Origin of the sequence: Paenibacillus sp. GCM10027629, from assembly GCF_042676425.1 — a bacterium.
Taxonomy (GTDB): Bacteria; Bacillota; Bacilli; order Paenibacillales; family Paenibacillaceae; genus Paenibacillus_K; species Paenibacillus_K terrigena.
Genome location: NZ_JBHTGZ010000003.1, coordinates 938,997 through 959,128, shown reverse-complemented (window position 1 = coordinate 959,128; position 20,132 = coordinate 938,997). Strand labels below are relative to the sequence as shown.

Genomic DNA, 20,132 nt, shown 5'->3' with positions numbered 1-20,132 from the left:
CCCCTACGCACGCACCAGTATCGGTTTCTCTGTCTCAAATGTAATGATCCGTTCCTTAGGAAGACTAAAGGGAATGATCTGCTCCTTCGTGAGCTGAAGCCCTTTTGACTGTTCGGTAGAGATATCGATCATCACGAAGCGCGGGTTTGCGAGACGCTCATCGTCCATCCATTGCAAAGTGACACGATAGAAGGAGCCGCGAAATTCGATATTTTGTATTTTGCCATACTGCAGTGCTCCACCTTCATCATCTGCAAATGCTCCAAGATGAATATGCTCCGGTCGAATCGCTGAAGCCTGTTGATCTTGTGGATGAAGCTCACGCGTCGAATCGTCCTTCATGAAATTGATCGCGCCAATAAAATCAGCAACAAAAGGACTATTCGGTTGTTCATAGACTTCCTGTGGTGTCCCAATCTGTACAATCTCCGCATTGTTCATGACAACAATCTTGTCCGCCATCGTAAGCGCTTCTTCTTGATCGTGCGTTACCATAATGGTCGTCATACCACACTTCTCATGAAGGTTACGAATCTCACGGCGAAGCTTGTCGCGAACTTTCGCGTCCAGTGCTGACAATGGTTCATCCAGCAGCAGCACATCGGGTGCCATCGCAAGTGCACGGGCAAGAGCAATCCGCTGCTGCTGACCGCCGGAGCATTGGCCCGGATAATGACCTGCCAGCGCAGTCAGATTCACAAGATCCAGAACCTCTTCTACCCGCTTCTTGATATCCGCTCTCGATAGCTTTTTCGTGTACAAGCCATACGCGATATTCTCATAAGCGGTGAGATTCGGGAATAGCGCATACGATTGGAACATCATCGCGAAATTCCGTTGCCCTGCTGGCATTCTTGTAATATTTTTTCCCGCGAGCGTAATCGAACCTCCCGTTGCGGTCTCGAGTCCTGCGATGATCCGTAGTAATGTCGTCTTTCCGCATCCACTCGGTCCGAGCAAACACACAAATTCATGATTTTCAATATGCAAATCAATGCCTTTAAGCGAAGTAAATGATCCAAATTTTTTATGGATTTGCGCTAGTTGTAAATAAGGTTGCATCGTGTATCCTCCATAACTCAAATATGTTAGCAAGTTAACTATAGGCAACAATTGTTAACATCATGTCAATAAATTATAAAGATTTTGTAGATGCAACCACTTGGAAAATGAGGATTTATAAAAAAAGAGCTGCACCTTACGCTAATAGCGTAGGAGACAGCTCTTCTTGCTTAATCACCGCATTTGGATGCGGGTACGTCTTTACCTTCTTCAACAACCAGCTTCTCCGATACGGTATCACGGATTGCGGTCATAATCATTTGCAGCAAGTAATTCAGATCGCTCTGGCTCTGTTGGAACTCTGCTACGATCGGGATATTATCGAGTTCTTCTTGAAGATCATCGATTTCCTTCTCGATCTTGCTGACCATCGAATTATTCTGGAATTTCTCGAATGCGACAATTTCTTTCTGCTTCTTCTTCATGGAAGCAATCAACAGCTGGATTCGATCGTTAGTATTGATCGTCTTCTCTGCTTGTTGGTACATCTTCACTTCTTCGGAGGTGTAGATCAAGTCTGCAAGCTCCTTGGCCTTCGACATAATATCGTCACGTACGATGAGATCTCGTACTTCAAATTTAGGAATCTGATTCTCTTCATGCGAATGATCGTGATGATCATGGCTCATCGTTATCTCTCCATTCTTTCCCAATAAATCTGGACATGAGACTATTTTACATAGGGACTTGCTCGGTGACAAGTTCTCCTTTCATAAACCATGTGAACGAATCGGTAACTTTTACATGTACGAAGGTCTCGATCAGGTCTTTCGAGCCTTCAAAATGAATCAATTTATTCGTACGTGTACGTCCCGATAACATATTGGCGTTGTTCTTACTCTCCCCCTCCACTAACACTTCTACAACCTGCCCGACCATTTGGTCATGAATCTGACGACTAGACTGCTTAATCGAGTCATTTAAGCGCTGCAAGCGCTCCTTTTTCACGTCCATTGGAACATTGTCCTCCATCGAGGCTGCAGGTGTTCCTACGCGTGGAGAATAAATGAAGGTATAGGCCGAATCATATCCAACTTCCTTCACAAGCGAAAGCGTGTCTTCGAACTGCTCATCCGTCTCACCAGGGAACCCAACGATAATATCTGTGGTAAGAACCACATCCGATATCGCTTGTTTGATCTTACGAACCAATTCCAAGTATTGATCTCTCGTATACTTGCGGCTCATGATCTTGAGCATTTGGGTGCTGCCGGATTGCACCGGAAGGTGAATATGCTCAACCAAGTTGCCACGTTTCGCTAATACTTCAATCAGATGGTCGTCAAAATCGCGCGGATGGGATGTCATGAATCGGATGCGAGGAATATCGATTTTGTTCATATCATCCATCAAGTTCGCAAAGGTATATTGGATATCTGTAAAATCTTTACCATACGCGTTAACATTCTGTCCAAGAAGGGTAATCTCTTTAAAACCCTGTCTTGCGAGATCCCGTACCTCCGCGATGACATCCTCAGGTCTGCGGCTGCGTTCTTTTCCGCGAGTGAACGGCACGATACAATATGTACAGAACTTGTCACAGCCATACATGATGTTAACCCATGCACGCATTCCTTCCCGCTTCTTCGGTAAGTTCTCGATAATGTCGCCTTCCTTGGACCATACCTCGACGACCATTTCCTTGCTAAATAATGCATCTTGGATTAGGTAAGGCAAGCGATGTATGTTATGGGTTCCGAAGATCATATCGACGAAGCCGTGCTTCGACATAATCCGATGTACGACCGATTCTTCTTGCGACATGCAACCGCACACACCAAGTAACAATCCCGGTTTCTCCGTCTTCAAGTGCTTCAGATGACCTAATTCTCCGAATACTTTATCTTCTGCATTTTCGCGAATCGCACATGTATTCAGTAGAATAACATCCGCGAGCTTACGATCTTCTGTACTCTGGTAGCCCATTTCTTCGAGCATACCTTTCATCGTCTCGGTATCATGTTCATTCATCTGGCAGCCGAATGTATAGATAATATAATGTTTGCCTTTACCGAGGTCCTTCAGTTCATCTGGAATTCCTGCATCATAGTGAACTTGAATATCTTCTTTACCTCTTCGTTTCTCTTCACTATGATTCGGTGCAGAATTAATCGATATTTCACGTCCGTTGATGCGGTACGTGGTTTTACCCTCTTCTTGTTTAACTACTTTGGCTGTCGTAAAGTCAAAATATTTCGCATAGTCTTTGGATTTGTTATTCTGCTCAGTCAAATTCGATCCACTTCCCTCTATACTGAAATCATCATTGTCATCTCATGAATCCAATTTTTAATTATATCATGCAAGTATAGAAAAATCACCTGCATCGCAACCGAAACAGGTGATTGGGTTTATCTTAATGCTATTTTCAAGAGAGGAATCCTCCCTAACTATTCATCACGATCGGAAATTGCACTGTCACACATACGCCCCGCTCTAACCCTGGCTCTATTGTAATTTCACCATGATACGCATTAACGAGGCGTCGAGCAATCGATAGTCCGAGACCTACACCACCGCTCTCTCTCGATCTTGCTTTATCCACGCGATAGAAGCGGTCGAAGACACGCGGAATATCCTCTTCCGGGATCCCGATCCCTTGGTCTATTACTTGAATCTTTACCCGGTTGTATTGGACTTGTCCAATAATGTGTATTTCCTTGATCCGCTCTGAATATTTCATCGCATTATCCAACAATATTAGCAAAATCTGTTCAAAATGAAATGGAGCGATCTTAATCTCAATATGGTGCAGACTGCTGAGATCCTGCACGAATCGAAACTCATGATGAATAACGGAGACTCGATTGGCAATGTTCTGAATGAGCTCCATGATTTCAATCGGCTCCGCCGCTTGATCCTTCACGGCATCGGCTCGTGTTAAATCGATCAATTCCTGCACGATCCCTTTCAGACGCACCACCTCTTGCAGAGACACATGTAGAGATTCATTTAATATTTCGGGATCTTCCTTCCCCCATCGATTTAAGAGGGATAGATGCCCTTCAAGGATTGCGATAGGTGTCTTCAGTTCATGAGATGCATCCTCAACAAACTGTTTTTGCTGCAGGAAGGAAGCTTCTAAATCATCCATCATCGCATTGAACATCATGGACAAATCCGAGATTTCATCCTTCGACTCCGTTGTTGCAACCCGCTCCTGCATGCCATTCCGTTTAATTCTGCGCATCGTCTTCGCCATGGATTGTACGGGCTTTAATAATTGACGCGAGAGGATCCATCCGCCTAGAACGCTCATTAATATGGCAACAATAACGCCGATCAATGTAGTAATCAGGATTTGCCTGCCTAGTGCATCGAATGCTTCTAGACTGTTGATGATTTCTATCGTTCCTCGGAACTGACTCGTAATAATCGGACTGCGAAAAATGATGAAATGATCATCGCCCTGGGTGACATATTTGAGCTCCGGAGCATCAACCATCTGCGGAATGATCCAATTCTCATTCACGCCATCTGATACGACGACAATTGATTTTCCCTGTTCATTCACGATTCGAATCAGCTGATCCGTCTCGCTTAATTTCTCCATAAACCGGCGGCTGGCCAGAAAATCTGCTGGCGTTGATACCCGTTTCTCCTCCAAATACATCCGGAGCTGACTCATATCTTTGCGGATACTCTGCTCTGACTGGCGTACAAGCCATTGATTCATCACAAAATAATGAACCGCAGCGTAAATGATGAACAAAATAAACAGCACAACGGCTGACCATACAGTTAGTTTCCATCGTAGAGGTAATTTAGAGAGATACTGTCTCCATTCACTCATGAGCGCATCACATATCCTGTTCCTCGGACCGTATGAATAATATTCTCTTCACCCATACTTTTTAATTTTATACGCAAATATCGCACATAGACATCAACAACGTTAGTCTCCACTTCCGAATCATATCCCCATACCGAATCGAGCAACACTTCTCGCGTCAGAACGCGGTTAATATTCTGCATAAAAATCACGAGCAAATCGTATTCTCTCTTGGTAAGTTCAAGCTGTTGTCCTTCAATCTGAACCTCATGCGCATCCAGATCTACCTTGAGGTTATGGAAAGTTAGAACGGTACTTGACGTCCCTCTAAGATCTTCAACACGTCGTATAAGAGAACGAATCCTTGCTAACAATTCTTCAATTGCGAATGGTTTAGGAATATAATCATCCGCACCGAGATCCAGACCACTTACCCGATCCGTAATACCATCCCTTGCAGTAATCATAATGATCGGCGTTGATTTCACCTGCCGTATTTGACGGCATACCACCATACCATTCAGTCCTGGGAGCATCACATCGAGTAATATGACGTCCCAGTCCTTGCTCAACGCTTGCTCTAACCCCGTTTTACCATCGTAACTAATATGGACGTCGAAGGACTCATGCTTGAGCTCCAACTCGATAAATCGCGCCAAATGACGTTCATCTTCGATCACGAGTACCTTTCTCATCGACCCCATTCCTCTCTGCTGTGTTTATTACAATTCCCGACTATGCTTCTTCGGGAGGATCTTATGCTCGACTTTCTCATACAGTGTGATGCACGCTTGTAATTGTTGATTGGCGAATTTCCAGTTATGGCATACCTTATGTACGCCCCACGCCGTTACCATCCCTAGACATGCACCCGCAATAATATCTGTCGGATAATGTACACCTGTCCATACGCGGGAAATCGCGATTAACGCTGCGAACAGAAGCCACACTTTCCCTTCTCTCCTGCGAACAATATAGAAAGTCATCGCAATGGCAAAAGCAGCCGTTGCATGATCACTTGGGAACGATGCATTCGCCGCATGCGGGATCAATTGATTGACTACATGCGCAACAAATGGACGATCCCGATAAAAGAAATTTGCGATTAGCGCGCTAGTCCCGAATCCAACAGCCGTTGCGATCAATGATTGAATGGCCATCATTCGATTGGTATTGGTTCGCGTGAACCAATACAGAATAATGCCTATAATCATGATATATTCTGCACGCTCGGCAAAAAATCGCATCACCACATTTAGAAAAGTTTCTTTCCCTGCAAAATCATTTAACCATTGAAACACTTGATAATCAATATTTGCAATCATTTCATTCCATCCTTTCTGTTAAGCTATTGTAAAAGAGAAAGATGAAAATGAGATGAGAAAGCATAATTTATTATCCAGTTTATCTATATATGAGAAAAACTTCTATCGAAGTATTCTCGAAGAAGTGCGACCGCGTTCAACGGTTGTTTTTATCGCCAATCAGAAGAAGTTTTCGCTACATTTGTGAAAACTTATACTTTCTTATGTGGTAAAAAAGAGAGTGCCTTCGCACTCTCTTCATACTGGTCATCTATATTAATCAATAATTTCTGCAGTATCACCTGTTTTGGCACCCGCTGCATTCGCTTCATCCGTATCAATGTGCATGTCTAATGCGAATTGATCCGATACACGTGCAATGACATGCTCAAGAACAAGACCACGTTCTCCACCAAGACGAACTTTTAACTGCTGCTTATCTTGAATGCCCCATTTCTCAGCATCCGATGTATGGAAATGGATGTGACGCGCTGCAACGATGACACCGTCGTTTGTCTCAACTTCACCAGCTGGTCCTTTAATAACCATACCTGGCGTTCCTTCTGTGTCACCAGACTCACGTACAGGCGCTTTAATACCAATAGCGAAGGCATCTGTACGAGAAATTTCTAATTGTGTTGCTTTCCGAGCAGGACCTAGAATACGGACCTTGCCGAAGGCACCTTTCGGACCAACGACTTCAACCGTCTCGTTCGCTGCGAACTGACCTGGTTGAGACAATGGTTTGAATTCTGTTAATTGATAGCCCTTACCGAACAATTGCTCGATATGCTCTTGGGATAAGTGAATATGACGTGCTGATACACCGACAGGTACTTCTTTTTTCATGTTTTCCACCTCTTTAGTTTTCTCTCTAAGTTGTTACCCTATTTCAGAAGCATACCTATTATACACCCTTGTCTCAAAAAATCAAAAGACGTACGGCACAATCCGTACGTCTTTCATAGAATTATTTGAATTCTGCCACAAGTTTGCTGAAATCCGCTTCCGAAATTTGGATATCTTGGTTCGCGATACCTTCTTGATGGAATCCAACAACCATGTCTTCGTAAGATTTTCTTGATTTGTCTTGATAGATCAATCCGGTTAACATACCGCCAGTCTCCATCAATTTCGTCATCGCTTGGATACGGTTCGAAGGATCATAATCCGGAATGCTCTCAAGGTTGACGATATTCTCTTTGAACCAATCATACGTATTGATTTTATTGAAGGTTACGCATGGGCTGAATACGTTAATTAACGAGAAGCCTTCATGCTTCATTCCTTCTTCGATCAATGTCGTCAATTGCTTCAAATCGCTAGAGAACGATTGAGCGACGAATGTAGCTCCAGCAGAGAGAGCAATTTCAAGCGGTGACAAGGTAGATTCGATCGAACCATCCGGTGTACTCTTCGTCTTGAACCCTTCCGCACTTCGTGGAGAAGTCTGACCTTTCGTCAAACCATAGATCTGATTATCCATAACGATGTAAGTGATGTTAATGTTACGACGAATCGCGTGAACTGTGTGACCCATACCAATCGCAAATCCGTCACCATCACCACCGGAAGCAATAACGGTAAGTTCACGATTTGCCATCTTCACGCCTTGCGCAATTGGAAGCGCACGACCATGGATCCCGTGAAGCCCATAAGCGTTAATATATCCTGAAATCCGTCCGGAACATCCGATACCGGAGACAACCGCTAAGTTCTCTGGTTCAAGACCGACATTCGCTGCTGCTCTTTGAATAGCTGCTTGGATTGAGAAGTCGCCGCAGCCTGGGCACCAGTTCGGTTTAACACTGTTTCGAAACTCTTTAAAAGTTGCCATCGTTACACCAACTCCTTACATGCATTGTAGACAATCGAAGGCAGGAATGGATTACCGTCGTATTTCAAGACACTTTCGATTTTGTCCGCATGACCAACATTCAATTTAATTTGCGAAGCAAGTTGTGCTGTAGCATTATTCTCTAGAACGATGATTTTCTTCGCCTTCTCAGCATACGGAGCGAATTGTTCTGTAGGGAATGGGTATAACAAGCGAACAGTAATATGGTTCGTTGTCAGACCTTGCTCTTCCAGTCTTACTCTTGCTTCATCTACTGTGCCGCCCGTTGAGCTCATACTTACGATCAGCAAGTCTGGCTCTTCGTGTGGTGCATCCACATGAATTGGGTTCGTCACTTTAATATTGTCCATTTTACCAAGACGTTTATCCATCATCTTCTTACGATTAACTGCACTCTCTGATGGGCGTCCTGTCTCATCATGTTCTACGCCTGTTACATGGTGAATACCGTATTTCTCACCTGGTAAGATACGAGGTGAAATACCGTCTTCTGTGAACTCATAACGTTTGAACAATTGATTCGGTTCAAGTTCAGGTGCATTTCGAACCAAGTTACCCCGGTCAATCACAATTTTGTTATAGTCAAGCTCATCACAGGACTGTTTACCTAGTGAGAGCTGCAAGTCTGTTATTACGATAACTGGGCATTGGTATTTCTCAGCCAAGTTGAATGCTTCGATCATATCGTAGAAACACTCTTCGATGGAGCTTGGAGCAAGAACGATCTTTGGAATTTCACCGTGTGTACCATAGATCATCGCATTGATATCACTTTGCTCTTGCTTCGTCGGAAGACCTGTACTTGGACCTCCACGTTGTGTATCGATGATAACGACAGGCGTCTCTGTCATTCCTGCAAGGCCAATCGCTTCCATCATCAAGGAAAGTCCAGGACCTGCAGATGCAGTCATCGAACGCGCTCCTGCGAAGTTAGCGCCAATCGCCATCGTAATCGCTGCGATCTCATCTTCTGTCTGAATCACTGTACCGCCGAATTTTGGAAGCTTCTTAATGAGATATTCCATCACTTCGGAAGCTGGTGTGATTGGGTAGGCTGGCATGAAGCGGCATCCTGCTGCTAGGGCACCGAGTGCCATCGCATCGTTACCGATCATGAACAGTTTCTGTTCGCCGTCAGCTGGTTGAAGCTTGAACTCTTCAAGCGGGCCACCTGCAAGCTCTAATACGAACTCAGATCCGCGACGTACCGCCTCAACGTTCTTCTCGACCACTGCTGCGCCTTTACGGCCGAACTCTTCTTCTACTGCTTTATTAAATACTTCTAACGGAAGTCCGAGCAATGCCCAGGACGCACCAGAAGCAACCATATTCTTCATTAGGGATGTACCTAGTTCATCTGCAATCGCAGTGATCGGTACTGGGAATAATTTTGCGTTAATACCTTCAGGAAGCGTTGGATTGAATTTCGCATCTGCAACAACGACGCCGCCAGGTCTCAATTCATGTGCATTTAAGTCAATACTTTCTTGGTCAAAAGCAACGAGTATATCCAGATCATCCGAAATTGCACGAATCGGTTTCGTACTGATTCTAATCTTATTGTTCGTGTGTCCACCTTTAATCCGGGAAGAAAAATGACGGTATCCATATAAGTAATATCCTAGTCGATTTAATGCTGTGGAGAAAATACGGTCTGTACTCTCTACGCCTTCCCCTTGTTGTCCCCCGATTTTCCAAGACAATTGACTAATCAAGCTCGCCCACTCCTTTAGTTGTGACTCGCGTTAGAATGATAAGTGCCAAAATTCCCTAAAATGTGACATAGAAAATTTTTTCTTTTCAATGAGTCAACTAAATTTTATGGCTAGAACTAGTAAAAAGCAAGCGTTTTCGGCGGAAACTTAGATAGCACTTTTCGATTGAAATCATATCAATAATAGATGATAGAATTAGTCTTTCTTTCACTTTGGCAAAGCACCGCTCATAAAAGTGGAAGCGTTTTTATAGAGGAATCCATTTACTAAATCCTCTGGATAGCGCTGCAGCAAGGCATTCCGTAGATTTTCATATTTTCCTGAATGTTCTAAATTGGTAATAAATCGATCGATGCCGTCGAAGTCTGATCCGAGCATAATCGTCTTACTTCCTCCTAAACTGCAGATATGTTCAATATGCTTCAGGAGGTCATGGATCGCTGCAGGTGCATTTGCTCGTACAAATGGCGGAAAGAAATTCATCCCGATCCGTCCTCCCCTTGCGATCATGTACTTTATTTGCTCGTCTGTCAGGTTCCTCGGATGGCCGCATATCGCTCTGGCATTGGAATGAGAGGCTATATACTTACTCGCGGTGCGCGCATGCAGCTCCCAAAATCCAGCTTCCGACAAATGGGATACGTCCATGATCAGGCCAAGCTCATCGCAGCGCTCAATTAGCTTCCTTCCCTTCAGCGTAAAGCCTCCATTTCGCGGTTCCAAAATGCCATCAGCAGCCCAATTCGCGTAATTCCATGTAAACCCCACTAAGCGAACACCCAATTGAAAGCATAAATCTACATACGTCAGATCACCTTCCAATCCATCGACGCCTTCTAATGACAGCAGCGCTCCTATTTGATCCGTTTGTTCCAGTTGATTCCAATCATTCTGGCATCGAATCCATCTCATCTCGCGATGATTTAGGATGCGACGCTGAAACACATCGATACTATGTAAAATATGCTCGAATCGAGGTTTTCCGAGATGTTCTGACAAATAGATAGCAAAACATTGCGCCTTGACTTGTCCCTGCTGGAGACGTTCGAGACTCACATCGAGTGACTCATCATCAGTAAATGAAATGGCCGGGTTCTGAAGCATCTTGCTAACGACATCACAATGCATATCCACGATCTGGTATCTTCTCATCAGGACGCATCCCCTCACACTCTATTCTTTGAGTACAACTTGGCAATCGGTATAAAACGCAAAAAAACCTGTCTACGACGTAAACAGGCTCCATTCATGATGTTATATTTATCTTGGCTCGACAATCAACTTAATTGCCGTCCGATCTTCACCATCAATCACAATGTCGGTAAATGCAGGAATACAAATCAAGTCCACTCCGCTAGGCGCTACAAATCCTCTGGCAATCGCTACAGCTTTAATCGCTTGATTCAATGCACCAGCACCAATCGCTTGCAATTCGGCCGCTCCACGCTCACGTAGGACGCCTGCCAGTGCACCTGCTACGGAGTTTGGATTGGATTTTGCTGAAACTTTTAATACTTCCATGATAAGTACCTCCTCGGGAATGATGAATGGATTCCACTATTACTCATATTCGTGAGATGCGGAATAAATTCCTCCTTTTCCCACAAAGAAGTTCCTTCAATCATGCAGGGTTAGCCGTTAGTTCATAACCCACTCGTCTTCGTATCGGCGAATCTTCTCTATCCGTGTCGCACGCCCCGTAGATTCATCAATTTCAACGTAAACCGCATGGAACATCCATTTGCCTTCATCGACAGTAAATCGGACAGGGAGCTGGGTTTTGAACTTGTGAAGCACCGCCTCGCGATTCACGCCGAGGACACCCTCCTTCGACCCAACCATGCCCACATCAGTAATGTATGCCGTTCCCTCAGGAAGAATCATATCATCATTTGTCTGTACATGAGTATGTGTCCCGACCATGACGGACACGCGTCCATCAAGATACCATCCCATTGCAATTTTCTCCGATGTCGTTTCGGCATGAAAATCAAAAAAGATACATGATTTCTTCTTCACCTGATCAAGAATCTCATCGGCTTTCTTAAAAGGACAATCAATCGGCGGTAAAAAGGTTCTACCCTGCATATTGATCACGGTTAGCTCTTTACCGTTCGCCTTCACCGTCATCCAGCCTCTGCCCGGTGTACCTTCGGGATAGTTAGCTGGTCGAATGATACGTTGATCATCATCTATAAATTCGAAAATTTCCTTGTTATCCCACGTATGGTTTCCCATCGTAAGACCATGAATGCCCATATCATAAAATTCTCTTGCGATTGCGCCTGTAATGCCTTTACCGCCAGCTGCATTTTCACCATTGGCAATAATAATATGTGGATTATATTTATCTTTCAGCTGCGGGAGCATATATTTTAATGCTTTTCTACCTGTATTCCCAACGATGTCTCCAATGAATAATACTTTAATGTCATTCTCCTCCTCATTACCTAGCCATAAAAGAAAACGAAAAGTGGCCTAAGTAAATCAGCCACTTTTCATTATGGTCATTATTTAGCGTATTCAACCGCGCGTGTCTCGCGAATAACCGTAACTTTAATATGTCCCGGATAATCGAGTTCGCTCTCGATTGTCTTCGTAATATCACGTGCTAAGCGGAATGCTTCCGTATCGTCAATCTTATCCGGTGCAACCATGACACGGACTTCACGGCCTGCCTGGATCGCATAGGATTTCTCAACACCTTCGAACGATTCGGAAATCTCTTCGAGCTTCTCAAGTCGTTTGATGTAGGTCTCAAGCGTCTCTCTACGCGCACCTGGACGAGCAGCCGACAACGCATCTGCGGCACCGACTAACATTGCGATAACCGATGTTGCTTCGCAATCGCCATGGTGGGATGCGATACTGTTAATTACCACAGGATGTTCTTTGTATTTCTTCGCTAACTCCACGCCGATTTCAACATGAGATCCTTCCACTTCATGATCTAGCGCTTTACCAATATCATGCAGCAATCCAGCACGTTTCGCCAACGTGATATCTTCGCCGAGTTCTCCTGCCATCAAACCCGTGAGATAAGCCACTTCCATCGAGTGCTTGAGCACATTCTGGCCATAGCTCGTCCGGAATTTCAGACGGCCTAGGATCTTAATCAGATCTGGATGCAATCCATGTACGCCAACCTCGAATGTCGCCTGCTCACCGTATTCACGGATACGCTCGTCGACTTCTTTACGCGATTTCTCGACCATCTCTTCGATGCGAGCTGGATGGATACGTCCATCGGCAACCAGCTTCTCAAGCGATGTACGAGCGATCTCGCGGCGAATTGGATCGAATCCTGACAGAATGACTGCTTCTGGCGTATCGTCGATAATCAAGTCGATACCTGTCAGCGTCTCAAGTGCACGAATATTACGGCCTTCACGACCAATAATACGGCCTTTCATCTCTTCGTTAGGCAAGGTGACAACAGATACCGTCGTCTCTGCAACATGATCTGCTGCACAACGTTGGACCGCAAGGGTAATAATCTCACGTGCCTTCTTATCTGCTTCCTCTTTGGCTTGTTGCTCAATTTCTTTAATCATTTGTGCTGACTCATGGCGAACTTCTTGTTCAACATTCGTAAGGATGATTTGACGTGCATCTTCCATCGTAAGGTTGGAAATGCGCTCAAGTTCAGCCATTTGATTTTTATAGATCACATTAATCTGCTCTTGCGTTTCATCGATTCGTTTCTCTTTGCTTGCCACTTGCTCTTCTTTGCGTTCTAGTGATTCTAATTTTTTATCCAGCGACTCTTCTTTTTGCAGCACTCGACGTTCTAGACGTTGAATTTCATTTCTGCGTTCACGAATGTCTTTATCAGCTTCAGCGCGGACTTTAAAGACCTCGTCTTTAGCTTCCAACACTGTCTCTTTCTTAAGCGCTTCTGCTTCTTTCTTCGCATTCTCAATAATCTGCTCAGCAGCGTGTTCAGCGCTTGAAATTTTAGCTTCAGCAAGAGATTTCCGAATAAAATATCCAACCCCAAAACCAATGACCAAAGCGGCTACAACGAGAACGATTGCGAGAATAGGGTTCATGATCTATTTCACCTCCTCGTTGTTTCTCCAAGACAATGCCTGGGCTTATTCGGTTTTCAATCCGTTTCACTTACATATTCATCGGTTTCAACTGTATAGCGAGTAAACCTCTTACGCTACACATACCTTATCTTCTTCCCTAGGAACAAGATAAGCGAGTCAATGATTGGCGAAATTAATCAGTTTGAATCAACTTTTTGGAAGGAAAAATTGATTCAGAATTCGTATAATACATTTTCATTTTAGTATTTGTAAAAAGAAGTTGTCAAGCAATTGACATGAATCCTTGTACTTATGTGAGCAAATCATAAAAATAGCACGATATTCCAACCAAAATTCATACAATTGCATCCAGTTCAACCGCATTAATCATAAAAATCTTCCTCAAAAGTTTCTTCATCATAGCCATTACTCTCGTCATCCTCTTGCTGCTCCATGATCCGCTGAACAGCATTCCTTACCACATGGGATGGGAATCCACGACGCATGAGAAATGCAACAACTTTTCTTTTGCGCTCATAGCGCTCCCCTTTTGTACTCTGCCATTTACGAAGTCCCACGCGATAGGCACTCTCTTGCTCATCCTCGGTGTTCAGTTCCTCCATAGCTTGTGCAATATCGGATTTATCGATTCCCTTCTGCTGCAGCTCATGCTTAATCATAAGTCTTCCTTTCTTATGATTGCGAACCCGCTGATCCGTCCATTGCTTCGCATAAAGATTATCATCAATTAAGCGCTCGTCCATGAGACGCAGAATGACCCGTTCGATCAACTCCGCATCAAAACCCTTCTGTGTTAACTGCTGCTGTATTTCATGGCTTGTACGTGGTTTGCGTCCTAAATATCGAATGGACTGCACATAGGCTTGCTGTAGCTCGTCTGCCACCATGATAGGAAGGAGTTCTTCATGATCGATGGTTGAACCTTTGAGCAGTCGATACTTCACCATAACATCTTCATGGACCGTAAAAGCTTGTTCCTCATTCACAAAAATTTGATATCGACGCTTCTGCCTGGGCACGAGCTCTACAGCCGTTATTATTAGCTCAACACCAGGTGCTGGCGACCACTTCTGTTCCTTCACCTGCTCCTCTTTTTCTTTACCGTTGTGCATGTTTCATCTCCTCCCTTCCTCACTAAATCACTTGGATTGTTCATTTATCGCTCTCTATAAAAGATGCCCCCTTCACGAAGGGGGCAAATACTTATTCTAGCTCGAAATCTTCCTCTTCCTCTTCATCATCGTTCGATGTAATCGGAACCGTAGTCGAGAGCTGACTTGCTTCACGGATCTTATTCTCAATCACTTTGGAAATCTCAACATTCTCCTTGAGATATTGCTTCGCATTCTCACGACCTTGACCTAAACGCTCATTCTCATAGGAGTACCATGCACCACTTTTATTCACGATATCTAGTTCCGTTCCAATATCGATAATACTTCCTTCACGAGAAATTCCTTCGCCGTACATAATATCGATATCCGCTTGTTTGAACGGAGGTGCGACTTTATTCTTCACGACCTTAATCCGTGTACGGTTACCGACCATGTCATTGCCTTGCTTAATTGTCTCGACACGTCTTACATCCAGACGAACCGTGGAGTAGAACTTCAAAGCACGTCCACCTGGTGTTGTCTCTGGATTACCGAACATTACGCCAACTTTCTCACGCAACTGGTTGATGAAGATCGCAATCGTCTTCGATTTGCTGATCGCACCAGACAATTTACGAAGTGCTTGGGACATCAAACGTGCTTGTAGACCGACGTGTGAGTCACCCATATCGCCTTCGATCTCTGCTTTCGGTACAAGTGCAGCGACGGAGTCAATAACGATAATATCGACTGCACCACTTCGTACGAGGGCTTCAGCGATTTCAAGCGCTTGCTCCCCTGTATCCGGCTGAGACAAGAGCAATTCATCAATATTAACGCCTAGCTTGCTCGCATACAACGGATCAAGAGCATGCTCGGCATCGATAAAGGCAGCTTGTCCACCTTGCTTCTGAACTTCAGCAATGGCGTGCAATGCGACCGTCGTCTTACCTGATGATTCCGGTCCATAAACTTCAATAACTCTTCCGCGTGGAAACCCACCGATTCCAAGTGCAATATCTAATGCTAAAGATCCGCTCGGTACAACTTCCACTTGCATGTGTGTGGATTCACCGAGTTTCATGATCGAACCTTTACCAAATTGTTTCTCAATATTCCGTAAAGCCATTTCTAACGCAGCGCGACGATCTGACAATGAACTCACTTCCTTTTTCATTTATAGTATCATGATAACTTGTTTTTGTTCCTTTGCCAAGCATTTTTTCGAACATACATTCGTTTTTTTCGTCACGCAGGGGTGGGCGATTCGGAAAATAGCGCGAAAAACCGCAGCAAAGTTACACTTCGCTACGGTTCTTCCGTTAACATTGTTCTTATTATACAAGGTATACATGTAAATATCAAGAATTTCCACAGAAATATTCCATTTGTTTCATCTTGACTTACCCGAGTCTTCGCCATAAATGGTACAACACGGTCTTCACAGAACGCAGACGAATAATCTCCCGGCCGCCATGGAGCTGTAACTTCATAACCTCCGTAGGCTTGCCCTTCTGTGCTATGGCGACATAGACAAGTCCTGCAGGCTTCCGCTCCGACATTCCTGGTCCCGCTACACCCGTAATTCCGATACCAAAATCAGAATTCGTCAATTGACGAACTTGATCTGCTAGCATCTCTGCTACTTCACTGCTAACTGCCCCCGGCGCATCGGGGCCTTCCAGTAATGTCACCGGCACGTTCAACAACTGCTGCTTCAGTGCATTGGAGTAACAGACGACACCCCCGTTGAACATCTGCGAGCTCCCTGGAATCGCGGTAATCATCTCTGATAACAGACCGCCCGTGCAGCTCTCAGCTGCGCCGAGTGTAAGCCCCAAGGTTTGCATACGCTCGACAATGACCTTCTCAATCGGCACATCCTGCGTAGCATAGAGATGATCGAACAGCCGGTTTCGAATCTCAGACTCCACTTCCTGCAGCTTCGCATTCGCCTCGTCAGCAGAAGCGGCTTTGGTGGATACACGGATCGTCACTTCGCCTTCTTTCGCATAAGGCGCAATCGTCGTATCCTGCTGCCTTTCGATCAAATCGAGCAATTGTGCTTCCAGCGATGATTCGCCAATTCCGGCGAATTTCAGCATACGGGAATACAGCGGCTGTTCACTCGTTAAAGCGTGCTCAAGCAGCCAGCGTTTGGCCTCATGCTCGAACATCGGCTTCATTTCTTTCGGCGGACCAGGAAGAAGAATGTAGAACGTACCGTCATGCTTCAGCGCATTCCCAACCGCAAGACCCGTTGCATTGGCAAGAGGTGTGCTCCCTTCAATAGTAAGGGCCTGTCTCCGATTGCTCTCCACCATGTGAGCGCCTCGACTGCTAAAGAACTGCTCTATCGCATCCATAGAAGGCTGATGGATAGATAATGTTCGACCAAGAAGACCCGCAAGGGCATCCTTCGTCAGATCATCCTGGGTAGGACCAATTCCTCCAGTGAATAACACGAGATCTGCTCGTTCACGCGCAATTTCAATCGCACGCTGCAATCGCCCAAGGTTATCGCCAACAACCGTCTGATAGTATGTATCAATCCCAAGTGCCGCCAATTCCTGTGATAGATACTGTGCATTCGTATTCACAATTTGACCTAACAGCAATTCAGTACCAACGGCAATAATTTCTGCTTTCATAAATCGTTCCCCCTTCAAGCCTATGCTTATATAATGAGCAAAAAACAATAGGCGTCGCCTATTGTTTTTTGTCTGTAAAATGAAGTACATTTTTATTTTTCACAAAATAATCAACACCCGAGTACACCGTTACAAGCGCTGCAACCCATAGCATAACCTCATCAAATCGGAAACCGATGAACTCAAATGGAAAATTGTTAAGCAGCATCAAAATGATCGCAGTAATCTGCGCTGCGGTCTTAATTTTCCCCCATTTACTCGCAGCAACGACCGCCCCTTCAAGGAGCGCGATCTGGCGTAGGCCTGTTACAGCGAATTCACGGCTAATGATGACAATCGCAATCCATGCATCGCATTTTCCCATATCAACAAGAGAGATAAGAACGGCAGCAACGAGCAGCTTGTCCGCTAGCGGATCAAGAAGTTTGCCTAAGTTTGTAACCATCTTCCTGCTGCGGGCAATATAGCCGTCCAGACCGTCTGTACTCGCCGCAATAATGAAAATCAAGGCAGCGATGATCTGGTTATAGGTAATTTGAAAACTCTCGACATGAATAGCCGGGAAATAATCCGTCTTCACCAGCAAGAAAAACATCATGATCGGTACGAGAAAAATACGAATTAAGGTAATACGATTGGCGAGATTCAAGAGACACCCTCCCCAGACAAGTCAAACTCATAAGCATGTGTAATACGAACTTTGGCGATTTCACCTATGCCGACTTTACAATCTGTAATGAACACTTCACCGTCGATTTCTGGTGCATCGTATTGTGAACGGCCTACATAGACATCATTACGGCCTTCGTAGCGTTCTACAAGGACATCAAGAACTTGTCCGATATGCTTACCGCTGACTTCATTCGAAATTTGACGTTGGATCTCCATCAGCGTATTCGCACGGAACTCCTTCACCTCTTCATCGAGATGATCCGGTAGGCGCGTAGCTGGTGTCCCTTCTTCACTCGAATACGTGAATACACCTAGGCGATCAAATTTAATATCTTTAACAAACTCACATAGATTTTCGAAATCTTGATCCGTTTCCCCCGGGAAACCAACGATCAACGATGTACGAAGTGATACATTTGGAATGCGTGCACGGATCTTCGCGACCAATTCTCTCGTATCACGCTGTCTTCCTGGTCTGCGCATCCGCTTGAGCACAGCGTCTTCACTATGCTGCAATGGCATATCTATATATTTGCAAATTTTAGGGTTATCTGCAATCGCGTCAATTAGCTCATCCGTGAAGAAGCCTGGATAAGCATAGTGTAGTCGAACCCACTCGATCCCCGATACTTCACTAATCCGGTTCATCAAAGTTGGTAACATAAATTGATCATACAAATCCGTTCCATAGTTCGTCGAGTCTTGCGCAATCAAGCTGACTTCTTTGACGCCTTGTGCTGCTAGCTCTTCCACTTCAGCAATAATCGATTCCATCGAACGACTGCGGAATTTACCGCGCATGATTGGAATACTGCAGAATGTACAAGCGTTGTCGCATCCTTCCGCGATTTTCACATATGTTGTAAACCGAGGTGTCGATACTTTGCGCGGGAGCTTCTGCTCATAGTTGAACACCGGATTTCCGACAAGAATTGGCTTACTTCCACGAAGCGCCTCATCCACAATATCATTGATTTTATCAAAATCTCCGGTTCCTACGATCCCGTCAATCTCAGGCATTTCATCCATTAATTGCTCTTTGTATCGTTGTGTTAGGCAGCCCGATACGATGAGCGCCTTCAAATTCGCCGTCTCTTTGAGCTCTGCCAAATCCAAAATCGTATTCACCGATTCTTCCTTGGCTGCATCAATAAACCCGCATGTATTCACAATAATAACGGTCGCATCCTCTTTATCTTCGACCAACGAATAGCCCCGTTCATGAATAAGACCTGACATAATCTCGGAATCCACGAGATTCTTCTCACAGCCTAGGGTTACGATCTTAATCTTCTCAGTCATTTGTTATGCATCCCCCATACCTATGCGCAATAAGTCTGTTTATATCTAACTTAGTATAATACAACCCCAATTCGGTGTCAAAATTGTAACAACCTCGGCACGGGACGTATCCCATGATCGAGGTTGTTCATTTACAATTATTTGAAGTTTGTGAATTGCAAATCAATCGGCAGATCGGCCTTATGCAACATTTGCATAACCGCTTGCAGATCATCCTTGCTCTTACCTGTAACTCGAACTTGATCTCCTTGAATTTGACTCTTCACTTTCAGTTTGGAATCTCGGATTAAGATATTAATTTTCTTCGCATTATCTTGATCGATTCCTGATTTCAACTTAATTTTCTGTTTAACTGTACCTGCAGATGCTGGCTCAATCTTGCCGTATTCAAGGTTTTTTAGTGCTAGCCCGCGCTTTGTCATTTTCGACTTCAGAATGTCGATAACATTCTCAAGCTTAAAGTCATCATCAGAAATGATGACAAGCTCTTCTTTCTCGAGCTTCAGGCTGCTCTTGCTGCCTTTGAAATCAAACCGCGTTGCAATCTCCTTCTCGGCTTGATTCAATGCATTGCTCATTTCTTGCATATCGAACTTCGATACAATATCAAATGAATTCTCAGAACTCATCGAATCACTCCCTTTAAG

Annotated in this window: 19 protein-coding genes; all 19 read right to left on the bottom strand. The window is 44.5% G+C overall.

The annotated features are described in order from the left end of the window. Positions 1–3 precede the first annotated feature (3 nt). The 19 genes from ACFQZR_RS04965 to ACFQZR_RS04875 all read right to left on the bottom strand — a co-directional run bounded on the left by ACFQZR_RS04965 (position 4) and on the right by ACFQZR_RS04875 (position 20,114). Positions 4–1,062 carry an ABC transporter ATP-binding protein gene (locus tag ACFQZR_RS04965; protein ID WP_379343379.1) on the bottom strand — a complete coding sequence of 353 codons (1,059 nt, stop codon included), beginning with the start codon at positions 1,060–1,062 and terminating at the stop codon, positions 4–6. A 170-nt stretch (positions 1,063–1,232) separates the two neighbouring features. Continuing rightward, positions 1,233–1,691: a YlbF/YmcA family competence regulator gene (locus ACFQZR_RS04960; RefSeq protein WP_018757930.1), complete on the bottom strand. Its 459-nt coding sequence runs from the start codon at positions 1,689–1,691 to the stop codon at positions 1,233–1,235. A 46-nt stretch (positions 1,692–1,737) separates the two neighbouring features. Further along, positions 1,738–3,294 (bottom strand): tRNA (N6-isopentenyl adenosine(37)-C2)-methylthiotransferase MiaB, encoded by a 1,557-nt coding sequence (miaB, locus tag ACFQZR_RS04955; RefSeq protein ID WP_379343376.1) that lies wholly within the window; start codon positions 3,292–3,294, stop codon positions 1,738–1,740. A gap of 154 nt (positions 3,295–3,448) precedes the next feature. Next, positions 3,449–4,855, bottom strand: a complete 1,407-nt coding sequence (locus ACFQZR_RS04950; protein ID WP_379343371.1) for a HAMP domain-containing sensor histidine kinase — start codon at positions 4,853–4,855, stop codon at positions 3,449–3,451. Beyond that, entirely contained in the window at positions 4,852–5,529 is a 678-nt protein-coding gene (locus tag ACFQZR_RS04945; protein ID WP_379343368.1) for a response regulator transcription factor, read from the bottom strand. The genes ACFQZR_RS04950 and ACFQZR_RS04945 overlap by 4 nt, the downstream gene beginning before the upstream one ends. Positions 5,530–5,556: 27 nt before the next feature. After that, positions 5,557–6,159 carry an undecaprenyl-diphosphatase gene (locus ACFQZR_RS04940; protein ID WP_379343366.1) on the bottom strand — a complete coding sequence of 201 codons (603 nt, stop codon included), beginning with the start codon at positions 6,157–6,159 and terminating at the stop codon, positions 5,557–5,559. Positions 6,160–6,414: 255 nt separating this feature from the next. Beyond that, positions 6,415–6,987: a phosphate propanoyltransferase gene (gene pduL, locus ACFQZR_RS04935; protein ID WP_379343364.1), complete on the bottom strand. Its 573-nt coding sequence runs from the start codon at positions 6,985–6,987 to the stop codon at positions 6,415–6,417. Between the two features lie 121 nt (positions 6,988–7,108). Then, the gene (locus ACFQZR_RS04930) at positions 7,109–7,975 is read right to left on the bottom strand and encodes a 2-oxoacid:ferredoxin oxidoreductase subunit beta (protein WP_379343362.1); all 867 of its coding nucleotides are present in this window, start codon (positions 7,973–7,975) and stop codon (positions 7,109–7,111) included. Between the two features lie 2 nt (positions 7,976–7,977). Further along, positions 7,978–9,711 (bottom strand): 2-oxoacid:acceptor oxidoreductase subunit alpha, encoded by a 1,734-nt coding sequence (locus tag ACFQZR_RS04925; protein WP_018757923.1) that lies wholly within the window; start codon positions 9,709–9,711, stop codon positions 7,978–7,980. A gap of 207 nt (positions 9,712–9,918) precedes the next feature. Next, entirely contained in the window at positions 9,919–10,863 is a 945-nt protein-coding gene (locus ACFQZR_RS04920) for a dipeptidase (protein WP_379343359.1), read from the bottom strand. A 108-nt stretch (positions 10,864–10,971) separates the two neighbouring features. Further along, positions 10,972–11,232, bottom strand: a complete 261-nt coding sequence (locus ACFQZR_RS04915; RefSeq protein WP_006286829.1) for a stage V sporulation protein S — start codon at positions 11,230–11,232, stop codon at positions 10,972–10,974. Positions 11,233–11,349: 117 nt separating this feature from the next. Continuing rightward, positions 11,350–12,141 (bottom strand): TIGR00282 family metallophosphoesterase, encoded by a 792-nt coding sequence (locus tag ACFQZR_RS04910; RefSeq protein ID WP_379343829.1) that lies wholly within the window; start codon positions 12,139–12,141, stop codon positions 11,350–11,352. A gap of 80 nt (positions 12,142–12,221) precedes the next feature. Then, positions 12,222–13,763 carry a ribonuclease Y gene (rny, locus tag ACFQZR_RS04905; protein ID WP_018757920.1) on the bottom strand — a complete coding sequence of 514 codons (1,542 nt, stop codon included), beginning with the start codon at positions 13,761–13,763 and terminating at the stop codon, positions 12,222–12,224. A 365-nt stretch (positions 13,764–14,128) separates the two neighbouring features. Next, positions 14,129–14,878, bottom strand: coding sequence for a regulatory protein RecX (locus ACFQZR_RS04900; protein WP_379343356.1), 750 nt, complete (start codon positions 14,876–14,878; stop codon positions 14,129–14,131). Between the two features lie 91 nt (positions 14,879–14,969). After that, a complete protein-coding gene (gene recA / locus ACFQZR_RS04895) occupies positions 14,970–16,016 on the bottom strand; it encodes a recombinase RecA (RefSeq protein ID WP_379343354.1) in 1,047 nt (348 codons plus the stop codon). A 247-nt stretch (positions 16,017–16,263) separates the two neighbouring features. Next, complete coding sequence (locus ACFQZR_RS04890) at positions 16,264–17,511, bottom strand: competence/damage-inducible protein A (RefSeq protein WP_379343352.1); 1,248 nt, start codon at positions 17,509–17,511, stop codon at positions 16,264–16,266. Positions 17,512–17,569: 58 nt separating this feature from the next. Next, the gene (pgsA, locus tag ACFQZR_RS04885) at positions 17,570–18,160 is read right to left on the bottom strand and encodes a CDP-diacylglycerol--glycerol-3-phosphate 3-phosphatidyltransferase (RefSeq protein ID WP_018757916.1); all 591 of its coding nucleotides are present in this window, start codon (positions 18,158–18,160) and stop codon (positions 17,570–17,572) included. Then, positions 18,157–19,485 carry a 30S ribosomal protein S12 methylthiotransferase RimO gene (rimO, locus tag ACFQZR_RS04880; protein WP_379343349.1) on the bottom strand — a complete coding sequence of 443 codons (1,329 nt, stop codon included), beginning with the start codon at positions 19,483–19,485 and terminating at the stop codon, positions 18,157–18,159. The genes pgsA and rimO overlap by 4 nt, the downstream gene beginning before the upstream one ends. A 137-nt stretch (positions 19,486–19,622) precedes the next feature. Continuing rightward, positions 19,623–20,114 carry a YajQ family cyclic di-GMP-binding protein gene (locus tag ACFQZR_RS04875; RefSeq protein ID WP_314586225.1) on the bottom strand — a complete coding sequence of 164 codons (492 nt, stop codon included), beginning with the start codon at positions 20,112–20,114 and terminating at the stop codon, positions 19,623–19,625. Between the last annotated feature and the right edge of the window lie 18 nt (positions 20,115–20,132).